4 protein-coding genes are annotated in these 13,867 nt (G+C 60.8%); all 4 read left to right on the top strand.

Annotation, left to right across the window (positions count from 1 at the left end; translation table 11 throughout):
- Positions 1-2: 2 nt before the first annotated feature.
- The 4 genes from AC0J6G_RS09680 (at position 3) to AC0J6G_RS09665 (ending at position 13,855) form a co-directional block, all read left to right on the top strand.
- Entirely contained in the window at positions 3-1,781 is a 1,779-nt protein-coding gene (locus AC0J6G_RS09680; RefSeq protein WP_475253499.1) for a hypothetical protein, read from the top strand.
- Between the two features lie 2 nt (positions 1,782-1,783).
- On the top strand, positions 1,784-2,707 hold the full coding sequence (locus tag AC0J6G_RS09675) for a hypothetical protein (protein ID WP_475253497.1): 924 nt from the start codon (positions 1,784-1,786) through the stop codon (positions 2,705-2,707).
- Between the two features lie 76 nt (positions 2,708-2,783).
- Positions 2,784-4,826: a DNA polymerase III subunit gamma/tau domain-containing protein gene (locus AC0J6G_RS09670; RefSeq protein ID WP_475253495.1), complete on the top strand. Its 2,043-nt coding sequence runs from the start codon at positions 2,784-2,786 to the stop codon at positions 4,824-4,826.
- A complete protein-coding gene (locus AC0J6G_RS09665) occupies positions 4,826-13,855 on the top strand; it encodes an LPD1 domain-containing protein (RefSeq protein WP_475253493.1) in 9,030 nt (3,009 codons plus the stop codon). The genes AC0J6G_RS09670 and AC0J6G_RS09665 overlap by 1 nt, the downstream gene beginning before the upstream one ends.
- Positions 13,856-13,867 lie beyond the last annotated feature (12 nt).

Below are 13,867 nucleotides of genomic sequence, written 5' to 3'. Positions count from 1 at the left end.
CGATGGCTAAGTCGCTACTGGATTACGGCCGGCACCGTACCAGCGAAATCCACGATGGCTACCTGATCCGCGCAACGCGCAGCGGCAGGTATGCGCGCGGTACGGTTATCGACATGCCGCAAATGATTGCATGCCCCAGCGGCATGCGCGTTCCGCTTGGGGATGGCCAGGCTGTTTCTGGCGGGCTGTTGTTCCCTGCTGGCATGCGTGACGCATGGCAGGCCGGATACTCCCCAGCTGCAGGCGGACCAGCCTTGCCTTCCCCCAGGATCGAGGAGTGGCGCATCGCGGCGAATGTCGGCTATTCGTTTGGCGGCGAAGGGGCGGCCTGGAGTGGCGCTGTATCCATACAGTTTTCCGCATTGACTCCGCGCGGCACCGGCTATGAGCAAACAGCTCAGCAGCGCGATCTGGCCAATGTGGCCGGGTTTTACAATGCGTCTAACCCTTCCAAGCAGCGCTTTATAACCCGGCTATGGGCATCGCCAAGTAGTGCATCTCGCGAAGTAACGGAAGCGGGGGGCGGCAATATACCGATCCCCGCCATCCATGCAGGCAGCCTGACGTTTAGTACCGACTATCTCGACACGCTATTGACGGACTGGGTTGCAGTTCCGCGCGCCAGTGCCGATTTTGACCGAGCCAGCCCGCCAGGATGGGCTAATCCCGCGGGGGTATGGGGGCGCTCATATCGGGTTGCGCAGGATGAGTCAGGGCGTGTGCGCTATTTGGTGCTGGCGCGGCTTTTTGATAATGCAACCTACGACAGCAACGGACGGCCCTACTTTGAGCCTGGCGCGGCATGGGTGGCGACCGCCGACGTTATACCGACCCTAGTAGATGGCACTTACAGGCATGCTGGCTCGATACTCAGCACGCAGGTATACAAGGCGGCACTGCCGTCCCGGTTTCGAAACCCTGATGCTTGCGATGTTGATAACGGAGTTCATGTACTCATGCACGCCGAGGTCGTGAACAACCCTGCCCAGCCGAACGCCTGGGACGGCGGCAACATTTATACGGTGGTTCATGCGAAAGCTGATGGCGAGTCTGTTTCGATCAGCTATGCCCCAGCTACTAGCGCGAATGACAACCGGCAGGCACGTCATTTCTATGGTGGCGTATCGCTGGATGGCGTGACAAGCACATGGCTTTACCCGCATTACAACGATGTGCCAGCGGAGAGCCCTGGCGGGATAATGCGAGTCTTACTGTCTGACGGTGTGACGGCGACGATAATCGATCTTGCCACGCCTGTGCAGTTTCAGGCGCCAGGCTGGGGCATACCCGCCATCACTGGCCTTGTCTGTGATGTGGGCGTCGGCTGCATAGGGTTTCTGGTTACGCTGGCGCCAATACCAGCATCCGGCAGCCTTCTGCTTGCCCCTTTTGACGTGAGTTTCTGCACCTATGAGACCGCAACGGGCGTGGTTACTGTGCGCGGAGTGATCGCGCAAGCGACCATTGGATTTGTAGAGGGATTCCCTTCAGCAGCCGGAGGCATCGGCGCGGTCACAGTTGTACAGCGTGCTTTTTATGATCCAAACGCAGCGCCAGGAGCCGCCAGGACCGAGGCAGTGCTGTTGTGGTCAACAAACAGCGGGGGTAATCCGCCCAATGGCGGCGCTAGCTTCGTAGGCGCTACTTACGTTAGCTACGACTCAGGTTACAACTGGCACCAGATCAGCGACACCATAGGTGATTTTCGCGGGGCCGTGCTTGCGGGAAGCCAGTTGCGGCCAGTGAAGCCCGGCATGGCATGGAACAAAACAGAGGTATAACCATGGAATACATTGTACTTGTCGACATGGGGGCTTCCGTAGAGGTCCACCGCCACAACACAGAGGGCGGTAGCCAGTTTGTCGGCGTCGCGGTGAAGCCCAATGGGTATACGGTCGAACGAGCTTACATAGCCCCAGCGTGCAGCGAGGTTGTTTGGTTCGGCAAGGAGTTAGATGAAGCGTCGGGCAGAAACATGCTCTTTCCGGCGTGGCGCTCACAGGTCAGCTCTGGCCTTCCGCCAGTCCCAGTCAGTTTTGCTGGATACTATCAAACGGGTTTAATCCAGGCCGATGACGTTCTTGTGCTTTGGAACTCTCAATTTTCAACGTCGTCAACAGTTGAGCTAGACCCGCCGTCCTTGCTGCAGCCGTCAAGCCTGGCTGTTGAGTTTGGTCGACGCGTGAACGCTAATCAGGCCATTCCCGCCAGGTGCGCAGACGGCGCTATTCGGCTGGTCGCCCTCAATGCCTCGGGCACCACCGGCTATGTATCAACCGATGTTAGTGTGGCCCCGATAAGCGTGGCGGCATCATTCGTAGTGCCGCCCGTGAGCGGCCCTAGCAGCATAGCCATGGGGGCCGCTGTGATGCTGGCCGCGTCCGCGGCTTCGCCCAGCCCATTTACAGTGGTGGGGAGCTGCCGGATTTACGATGGCGAATCTACTGAGTCGGGCTGGCCTGAACTTGGCGGCCTCTTTGGCTTCGGGCACGATATAGCGGCTGGCACCGTTGAGATTGTAGCGGCGGTCGGCTTTTTTCCGCCGCTCACTTATACCTATGAGAAATACGCGGTTGACACCACTGCCATGACGCAAACACTGGTCAGGTCGCAGGTTATCGATCAGCCAAGTAACGCTTACTACGCAACCCCTCCCGCTGTGCCACCTTTCTGGACCAGCCTAGTGTCGGCAGTGGAGGTCATTTAGCGGTGCTCCCCTTGTAGGGTTCGCCCCCAAAACGCCCGGCCAGCACACTCCCTCTATACACATAGAGGGCTTCCCCATGTTTGGCTTCCCCAGCGCTAAGCGCGCAAAGCAAAAGGGCGGCGGCCCTATCGTCGGCCAGGGCACTGGCACATCTGACTCCATCGACAAGCGGGCGCCGGTTGGCAGTTACATCATGCCAGCCGACTCAACTGCTGCCGTTGGTCATGACGGCCTGGCCAAGCTGGGCTTGAGCAAGAAAAGCGCCCCGATCAGCGTCAGCAATGGCGAGCATGAAATGCCGCCCGAGCAGGTGCATGCCGTGGGCGTGCAGGCGCTCAACCAGCTTAAAGCAGCCACACACCAGCCCGTTGCAGCGAATGACCAAGGCCCGCGCCAGTTCTTTGCCAATGGCGGCCTGGTCGTAGACCCTGAAGAGCTGAAGCAGCGTGCCGGGCTCGGTATTCCCTCTGCGCGCCCAGGCTACGACATGAGCCCGGCCATTCGCGGCGCCCAGGCGGCTGCAGATCGCAATATGCAGGCCGGCGCCATGCCGGCAGCGACCGCACCCGGGGCGAGCAGCGCCAATGGCGCCGTTGACTCGGCCATGCAATCCGGCTCGGTGCGCAATGCTGAAACGGCCCAGCGCGGCCTGCTGGGCGAGGCTGTTACCACTGCCGCAGGCCAGCAGGCCATACAGACGGCGCTGACGCCCACCATGCCAACGCCGGGCAACCCTGAGCGCGCTGCACGCATGCAAGCGCAGTTCGATCAGCCGGTCACCAAGGGCGGTCAGCCAACAGCGAATCAGCCTGTGGCAGCCGGCATTCCATCACCCAAAGCTGGCGGGCCGGTTAGCGAAGGCTTGCGGGGCGCCGCTGAAGCAGGGCTGGGCATCGCTGCCTATCCGGCATCTACCGTTTGGGACGGCGTGCGCAATGCGGCTGGCTACCTATCGGGCGGTGATACAGACCAGCTGACGCAGTACCGCGATGGCGTGGCTGACTTAATTGGCGCTGGCGTGGACCGCATGAGCGATAGCGCTGCGCAGTTGCGCGAGTCAGCGGGAGCCACTGTGCGCGGCGCGCTTGGTATCGAGAAGCGCACTCAGGCTGCCAGCACTGGCCAGCCATCGGCCGGCAACCCATACAGCGGCGAGCCGTTTGACCAGTGGGCGAAAAGCCAGGGCGCAACGCCTAGCGCCTCACCTACTACGCCTAATAACTCACCCGTTAGCGCTGACGCACCCGGCGAGCAGGGTAATGGCTACACCCGCACCGGCATTGGCCAGGGGCGCCAGGGTGGCGAAATCGTCGGTCGTATGGGCGCCAATGGCGTGCCTGAGTTCACCAACGAGGCGGCAACACTTGGAGCTGTTACTGGAGCCGGATCGGTTGGCGGCATTGGTCGCGTGGGCAATGGCCAGGGCGGCACCTTCTCGGTCGGCACTGCAGGCGATGCGCAGTTGGCCTATGACCGCAACGAGCGCGCTATTTCCGAGCGCGACAAGATGATTGGCCTAAGTCGACGCGGCGAAATTGGCGAGGGCGGCGGGCGCGTGACCGTGGTGCGCGATAGCTCGCGTTCCCCAACAACTACCGACATACAAAACGCCCGCCTCGATGGGCGCAAAGCTGAAACCGAAGCGCTACGCACCGACGCTCAGCTGGGCCTCAAGCGTGAAGCCCGAGAGGCGGCAGATAGCCAGCTCAATCAGAACGTACAGCAGCAACAGCTGCAAGTGGGCAACCTGGATATGGCGGACCGCCAGCGCATCCAGAACCTCTACGCACAGTACGAGAGTGCCGCCCCGGGCGAGCGCGCTGCGCTGGCTGAGCAGATTCGCGTGCTCACCGGCAAGGATCAACCAGCTCGGTTCACCGTTGCGGCTGGCGGCCAAGAGTTCGATGCAAAAGCAAATGCCCTAGTTAATCGGCCTGCGCGAGTATTCAACAGCCAGACAGGCGAGTTTGTTGATCAGCAGGGCGACCAGGCGGCGACCAGCGACGCTCAGCCTTTGGCTAATCACGTAAAGGCACTCAAAAGTAACCCGTCGCAAGCCGCGCAATTTGATGAAATTTACGGACAAGGCGCCGCTGCGCGCATCTTGGAGGCGCAGTAATGGCTGGTGAAAACCCGTTTAGCAACCCGTCGTATGGTCTTGAGCCGGGCGATGAAAGCGCTCCCAACCCGTTCGCGGATAGCGAGTACGGCAAAGAGACAGAGCTGGGTATAAAGGGCACGCTATGGCAGGGCGCCAAGAGCGCCGCGCGCGCGCTTGATTCTGCCGGGCGCACCTACACCGGCAACGGTGATGCGGTTGTCGATAACGCACAAGCACAGCAGGAAGCGCCGAAGGATTACCGGCTGGAAAACTTCTACGCCGACGTGCAGCGCAACAAGGAAGACGATGCTGAAGACGCCGGCCTATGGGACGGCATAAAGAACGTAGGCGGTGCCATTGGCGACAACCCGGCCGGCGCTGGGCTGGCCATTGTTGAGCAGCTGCCCAACTCGGTCCCAACCCTGGCGGGCGGCTTTGCGGGCTTTAAGGCCGGCGCATTGGCAGGCGGCGCACTGGGCACCGCGGTACCGGTTGTGGGTAACGTCGCGGGCGCGGCGGTCGGCGGCGTCATTGGCGGCCTGACCGGTATGTTCATCGGTAACACCGCCATCGAAACCGGGCACAAGGCGATGGCAGCCTCTGATGACGGCCAGTTCACCCCGGACGAAATGGACCAGGTTCAGCGCGAGGGTGCAATCAAGGGTGGCGTGATTACCGCCATTGACGGCCTGACCCTTGGCCTTGGCGGCAAGGTCGCCAGCGCTATGCAGCGCACCGTAACAACCGCAATGGAAACCGCAACGCGCAAGGTGCTGGTTGATCGCGGCATTGATGTGGCGGACGAGGCGGCCGTGCTGGCTGCGCGCCAGAGCCCTGAAATCTCCGCTGCAGTGCGCGCCGCACAAGACGGCGCAATTAAGGTGACCGACACGCTCAAGCGTCGCGCCACTGAAGCCGGCACCTTGCTCGGCATGGAAAGCGTGGGCGAAGGCCTGGGCGAGTATCTGGGCGAACTGGCGGCAACCGGCGAGGCTGACGTTACTGACGCCGTGATGGAGGCGGCGCTGTCGCTTGGCCAGTCCGGCGCTGAGGCGGCCTGGACCATAAGCCGCAACCGAGCGGATCGAGGCCAATGGGAACCGGCGAAGATTCAGCCCATGCCCACGGCTGACAACCCAAACCCGGCACCGATTGATCGGCCAGACCCAAACGCGGGAAGCCTGTCACGCGCCGCCAACCTGCTGCCGGCGCCAGAAGCCCAGGGTGACGTATTTGTCGACGGCAGCGGCAATGCTTCGACCAATCGACCAGCATGGGTAAACCCCGACAACGACCCGAACGCACAGAGCTTTGGCCCAGGCATGGACCAGCAGGCTACGCGCGGTGAGCCTGTACTGCAGGGCGATTACATGGCGCGTCCGCGTTTTGCGGAAAAGCCAGGCCTTCGCGCCGGCGCTGTGGAGGTGGCAGACGCAGCATTCCCAGCGCTGACCGACCAGCGCGAGCGGGTTTTCTTCACTGACGAGCAGGGCAATACCACGCAAGGTCGCTCGCCGAGTGTGCCGCCGCGCGATTACGTCCAGGGCGGGCGCGGCATGGATCAGCAAACCCCGGCCGGCAAGACCTTCAGCAACGTACTGGCCGCCAAGAACGCGATCAGCAAAGCGGCGCAGCCGGGCGCGCTGGAAGTGGTCAAGCTGGGTGATAAGCAGTTTGAGGTGCGGCCGACTGCTGAAGCACAGGAGCAGACGAAGCCGGTCCTGCAGAACCGCGACCGCTCAACCCCGGCCAGCGTTACGCAGATGCGTGGCATTGCTGCCAAGCCGGATTACCAGCGCGTGAGCATATCCCGCGACTTCGCCAACGGCGCACCAGTGGTTGAGCCTGGCGCCTCGGTACCCGCCAGCCGCAAGGGCCGCTCCGAAGTGGTCAGCACGGCCAGCGGGCGCAAGATCAACGCGCAGTACGCCGTGATCGAGGCCGCCGACCTGTTGCCGAGCCACGACATTAACGGCAGCCAGAATGCTGACTATGAGAACGGCGCCCCGGGCAAGAGTCGCGCAATTGCGGGCAACGGTCGCGTAACCGGCATCAGTCACGCCTACACCCAAGGCACAGCCGGCGAGTACCGCCGAGAGCTTGAGGCGGACGCAGGCGGGCACGGCATCAGCCCGGCAGCCATCAAAGGCATGAAGAACCCGGTACTGGTGCGGATCATGCCGCAGGACCAGATCACCCAGGACATTGGCGACGAATCGAACACTGCCACCGTGTCGGCGCTATCGGGGGCCGAGCAGGCACGCAACGACGCCAAGCGCATCGACGCTGGCAGCATGGCGTTTGACGACAATGGCGAAATCAGCGAAGCCACTGTGCGCCAGTTTATTCAGGCTATGCCCGAGGCTGAGCGCAGCGCTTTGTTGGATGGCGGGCGCCCGAGCCGTCAAGCCTATGAGCGCGCGGCGTCTGCTGTATTTGCCAGCGCCTATGAAAGCGATGAGCTGGTGCGCCTGCAAGCGCAGGCCACAGACCCCGAGGCGCGCACCGTGCTGGCGGGCTTGTTGGCTGCTGCTTCCAAAATGGCACGCTTGAAAGGCCAGGGGCAGTGGGATATTCGCGGCCTGGTGGTTGAGGCGGCACAGGCTGCCGTGAACGCCATGCGCAACGGGCAGACGCTTGCCGCCTACGCGCAGCAGCTCGACATTGAGCGTAACCCTGAAGCCACTTACTTTATTGACCTGTTTGCGGCCAACAGCCGTTCGGGCAAGCGCATTGGCGAAGAGCTGTCAGCCATCGCTGATACCTTCTATGCTGAAGCCTCAAAGGCCGAAGCCGATATGTTTGGCGCAGTCCCGCGCCGTAACCGCCAAGAGATACTGGGAGAGTTAAATGGAGCCGCCGAAGGTCAGCCAGGCAGTGCGCAACCTACTGGGCAGCAAGCAGGGCCAGGAGCTACTGAAGCAAGCCGGCCAGCAGCAGCCATTGAGCGACCAGAGCAAACAAGTGCTGGAGGAAATGCACAAGCTGAAACCTTCCAGCTAAACCAGCAGACCGAGGAAGAGTTGGCTGCTGCCGATGCGGCCAACAAGGCGCGCATCAAGGCAGAGGAAAAGGCCCAGGCCGAGGCCGACGAGAAGCAGCGCAAGGCCGATGAGCAGGCGCAGATCAAGGCGCAGAGCGAAGCCCAGGCCGATAACTTCACCCTTGGCGCGAATGCGGAAGACAGCCTGTCCGGGCAGGGCGGCATGTTCGACAGTCAGCCAAGTCTGACCGAGCTGGGCGGCAAGCCTGGCGTGTCAGCCAAAGACGCGATTCCAGCGGAGCCAAAACAGACGCCTACAGCTGAGCCTGGTCCGCTAAAAGCAGCTGCGACCAAACCAGAAAAAACTAAACCCCAAGTAATGCCTGCAGCCAAGGTCGAGGACTTTGGCGAGAAAATTGGTGGCGCGAGAAAAGACACGTCTACCCCAGGTAAGAAGAAGGCCGCCAAGGAAACGGACAGCCGCCCAGCCTGGCAGCGCCGCTATGAAGTCACTCAGGTGGTCACCAGCACTACGCCTGGGGAAGCTGGCCGCTGGGTGATCAGTGACAAGCGCAAACTCGACTGGAAGAAGCAGCCTAGGCAGTTGCGCGGTAACTACGCGACCGAAGAAGAAGCCATGCAAATGCTGCCGGTAATTGCGGTGGCGCAGAAGCATCGTGTTCTGTCTGTTCGCGACGGTGATGGTACCGGCTTTGAAATCTGGCGGGATGTGACTGACCGCAAGCGCGTTAAGGTTGTTGACCAAGTGTTCCCGTCCAGAGAGGCCGGGATGGAGTACATGGCGAAGAACGCCGAGGCCATCATCGAAACCAACACCACGTTCGGTGAGGCCGACTTGCCGCGGCCTGATAGCACTGTGCGCCAAGGCGCTGAGCGCCGCACTGGCCCGGTGAAGGACAGTGCATTTACCGAGGCCTTTGGCTTCCGTGGCGTGGAGTTCGGCAACTGGAACAATCAGGAAGAACGTCAGCAGCTTCTGGATGATGCATTCGATGGTCTGATGGATCTGGCTGAAGTGATGGGTATCCCGCCGCGCGCTATCAGCTTGAATGGCGATTTGGCATTGGCGTTTGGTGCGCGGGGTCAAGGTCTGAGCGGTGCCAGGGCACACTATGAACCTGGCAAGGTGGTTATCAACCTCACCAAAATGAACGGTGCCGGCTCGTTGGCGCATGAGTGGTTCCATGCACTCGATCACTACTTTGCCCGTCAGGATGGAAAATCATCGTCGGCATGGGCGGTTGATAAGGACGGCACGCGGTCGCTCAAGATTACGAGCAACTTCGAGAACGATGCTGCCAGTTCTGGCTTTTTGCGTAACAACTCTGGTGTGCGCGAAGTGCTGCGCGATGCGTACACCGAGCTGATGAAAACCATGTTCAGCAAGGGCGAAAGCTATGTTGAGGACACGGCCCGCGTTGATGAGTTTGTGGGGCGCGCCCGTAAGGAACTGACTGACCGCCTTGATGAAATCCGCCGTGACCTAGCTGAGCAGAAAGATCCAAAGTATTGGAAGCGCAACAATAAACCGGCCAGCGCTGAGCAGCTTGCCGAGTTCGATACCGTTGCCCAGCTTGTGCGGGATGGCACAGCGCTAAGTACCGAGCTGCGCGCGAATCCTGGTAAATCGCGCTCCGTTCTAACCAGCATGCGCTGGACCAACGATGCCTTGGAGAAGATGAGCGAAATCTACAAGGCTGTGCGTGGTCGCACCGGTTTTAACGCAGAAACTAATGGTGTGTTCGACCGGCTGCGCCAAACCATGGGTGCGTATTCATCACGCCTCAAGATGCTTGCCGATGCTCAGACTGGCGAGGAAAAGGTCAAGAAGGTGCCAACCCAGTTTGCCATGGATGCCAAAGAGCTGGATCAGGGGCGAGGCACCGACTACTGGACCACTCCGCATGAAATGGCAGCGCGGGCTTTCCAGGGGTATGTGGAAGATAAGGTTGCAGAGCGGGGCGGCCAGAGCCCGTTCCTGAACTTCGGCCCAGAGAATGTGGGAATCCTTACGCCGTGGGGCTGGAAGCGACCGTTCCCTTCAGGTGAGGAGCGGAAGGCAATCAACAAAACCTTCGATAAGCTGATTGGTGTTATCCAAACCCGTGAGACTGAGAGCGGCAATGTAGCCCTGTACCGGCTGAGCCCTGAGCAGGAATCTGGTATCCCGCTGTTCAGCGCCCGAGCCATCGCCAAGAAGGTCATGGCTGCCACTGGCCTTAACGCTACGGTAGTGAATACCGAAGCCGATCTACCGGCTGACCTGCAGGCGCAGATCAAGCGCGACAAGGCGACCGGCCGAGTGGCGGGCATCTACCACAACGGCACCGCTTACTTAGTGGTCAGTAACCTACGCGATACCCAGCATGCCATTAGCGTGATGCTGCATGAGGCCATTGGCCATGGCGGTGTGCAAAGTGTCCTGGGCGATAAGCTAGGCGCGGTGATGCGTGAGATTTACCGCGATATGCCCAAGGCCATGCGTGCCGAGCTGGAACGCCGCTATGCCGGGCAAATGGCGGGCATGAGTCAGGCTGAAGCTGAAAGCATGATTGCTGAGGAATACGTCGCTCACCTGGCCGAGACTGATCCGCAGCACAGCGTTATCAATCGCTTGGTGGCGCTGCTGCGCAAATTCATCCGCGCTACCTTTGGCGATGCGGCCGCGCTCAAGTGGTCGCGCAATGACCTGGTGCAGCTGTTGGCAGAGGCCCGCATGGCCGCTCGCAGCAATGACAGTGGGCCGAAAGGCTCCAGCCGTTACCGTGAAACCAACGCCGCCATGGCGCTGGCAGAGCTACCTGACGTTTCTGAAGCCGACGAATCGGCATTCGTGACCAGCCTCAAGGGCGACGCTGCCACACGCAGCTTTGCCAACGCCATGTACCAGGCTCGCCGTACGGAGTCGCCATTCTTCAAGGGCTGGTTTGGCAAGAGCCGCATGGTCGACAAGCAGGGGCAGCCGATTGCCTTTGTGCATCGCAGCTACGGCGAGCGAGACACCTTCGCCGACGTCGACCTGGGCAAGAATACCGGCACTCCGACTGCTGCACTCGGTCACTTCCTAGCACGCAAGGACGTGGGCAACGTCGAGCGCTACGGCCCGGTGGTCGAGCAGTTCTATATCCGCATGACCAAGCCGAAGGTGGTGACCCAAGCGCAGTTTGAGGCCATGGGTGACTGGTCGTTGACCCAAGTGCAGGCGTATCGCAAGACCCTGATGGAGCAGGGGCATGACGGTCTGTACATTCAAGGCCTGGCCTGGCCAGTAGTGTTTGAGGGCAAGAACATCAAGGCCCGGCGCAACCAAGGTACATTCGATGAAACGGCCAGCACCCGCTACAGCCTGACCGGAGCCCGCGACCTATTCGACCGCGCCACCGGCCCGGCCCCGCTGGAAAATAACGACCCGTTTGCAGAAGAGAACCGCCGTCTGCGCGAGGGCGACAAAACCCTGTGGCAGAAAGCCAAAAAGGTGTTTGCCCGCCAGTTCGCCCCGGGCGGCCTGCTGCCTGAAGCGGTATTTAACGAGAAGATCACCCGCGACAGCGAGTTCCAGGCAGTCGAGTTTGATGTGCGCCACCTTTCCAGCACGCTGAGCAAGGCAGTTAAGGGTGACTTCGGCGTGGATATTGAGAGCCTGACCCCGGCGCAGATGAAACCTCTGGCCGAAGCCTTGGCTGGGCGCGTTGATCCAACCATCCCTGAGTCGACTAAGGTGGCCATTGTGGCCATGCGCCAATACATCGACAGCCTGTCTGGTGAGTACCTGAGCATCCTGCAGCGGCAGGTTGAGGCCAACATGGAGGGCGCTGACCAGGCGCTGATCGACAAGATCACCGGCAACCTGGGCGCTTACGTCAACCGTTCGTACCAGGCGTTCGATGATCCTAAGTGGTTCAAGACGGTGCCAACTGAAGTAGTTAATGCTGCCCGTTCCTACTTGGCCAACGGCTACATGGAGCAGGGCGAAACCGCTGCAGAGGCGCGCCGCCTGGCGGACGTGACCGTGAATGAAATGCTCAAGAACGGCACCGCCTACGACTCGATGGGCGCATTCATCGCCGAGGGTAAGCTGGGTGCCAAAGACCTGACCGTGCTGATTAAGCGCAAGGAGATTGTTCCGGAGATACGCGCGCTGCTTGGCGAGTACATGGACCCGCGCCTGAACTTCGCCAAGTCAGCAACCAAGATGGGACGCCTGGTGTGGAATCAGCGCTTCCTTGACCGCGTGCTGGACTTCGGGATGGGCACCCTGTTTTTCGAGGGTAAGAACCGCCCGGCCGACGCAACCACACAGATTGCCGGCGACCAGTCGGAAACCTACGCGCCGCTCAATGGCCTATGGACCTTCCCCGAAGTGGCTCAAGCCTTCCAAGATGCGCTGGGCAAGGAGCAGATGAGCGATCTGTACCGCACCGTTGTGCGCCTTAACGGCATGGTGAAGTACGGCAAGACCATCCTGTCGCCCACTACCGCGATGCGTAACTGGCAGTCGGCGATGTTCTTCAGCCTGGCCAACGGTCACTTTGACCTGACACAGATGAAAAAGAGCTGGGCCGCTATGCGCGAGCAGGTGACGCAGAACGCGACCGGCGAAGACCTGGTGTACCTGCGCAAGCTGAAGCAGCTCGGCGTGGTCTATGACACGCCTTACGCCGGTGAAATGATGGCGCTGCTGCAGGATGCCCGTATGGACGAACTGCTGAGCAGCAAGAGCGGTACCGGGCTCAAGTGGCTGCGCAAGGCCAACCAGTTTGCCCAGGGCTTCTATTCGTTCGGTGACGACTTCTGGAAGATCATCGGCTACGAGAACGAGAAAGCCAGCCTCATTGGCGCGGGTATTGCCGAGGCCGAGGCGGAAGTGATGGCGGCCAAGCGCATCCGCGACACTTATCCAACCTACTCGATGATCGGCAAGGCCGTGCAATGGCTACGCCGGTTCCCGCTGGCTGGTACGTTTGTCAGCTTCCCGTCGGAGATTATTCGCACCAGCGTCAACATGTTCCAACTGGTGCAGGCCGACTTGAAGAGCGACAACCCGAAAATCCGCGCCCTTGGACGCAAGCGCGCACTCGGTATGGTGATGGTGTCAGGCGGTTTCTATGCCCTGGCAGCGCTTAGCGCGGCAGCGGCAGGTGTCGGTGATGATGAAGAAGAGGCGTTGCGCGATCTGGCCGCGCCTTGGTCGAAGAACTCCACGTTCCTCTATACCGGGCGCGATGCCGACGGCAAGTTGCGTTACTTCGACTTGAGCTTCCTTGACCCCTACGGGTACTGGAAGCGACCTCTCACTGCGATGATGCGTGACCAGCCTTGGGAGAAAGCGGCCGTAAGCGGGCTCAGCGATCTGCTGTCTCCGTTCTTTGGGGCCGACATTACCGCTGGTGCCATCTTTGAGGTGTTGGCCAACAAGAAACCCACAGGCGGCGCGGTGTTCAACCCGGACGCTGGCAGCGTTGATCAGCTGCAGGACATTACCAACCATATGCGCAAGGCTTTGCAGCCTGGCTTTGTGAGCAACGGTGAGCGCCTATGGCTGGCCTTAAAGGAGGCGCGGCGCGAAGGAAGCGGTCAGCCTTACGATATGCGCGACGAGCTGGTCAGCCTGCTTGGCTGGCGCGCGTCCACGCTGGATACGCAAACCGGCCTGTACTACCGATCGTTCGATTTTACGGACGGCCTGGCCAATGCGAAGAAAACACTGACGCGCAAGCTACGCAGCAGTAATAAGGTTTCAGAGGGTGATATTCGTGAGGCGAAGCAGGCGGCGGATGCGCAGTATCAAAAGGCATTCACCGAAATGGGCAGGCTGGTTAGCGCTGCAGGGGCTGCCGGTATGAGTCGTTCTGAAATTGTGCAGACGCTCAAGCTAAGCGGTGTAGCGCAGCGCAATATTGCTGCACTGGTCAATGGCAGGGTTCCGCCGATGGACATTGGCTTGCAGGCGCAAACCAAGGCGGTGCGTCAGGCGGTGGTGATGCGTGACCAGGAGCATGGCGCAGAGATTGCGCGGCGCTTCAGGTTGGCTAGGGAGGAATAAAAATGGGCACCG

Source organism: Pseudomonas sp. TS_SC_3, assembly GCF_056156225.1.
This window is presented reverse-complemented; position numbering and strand designations above follow the sequence as displayed.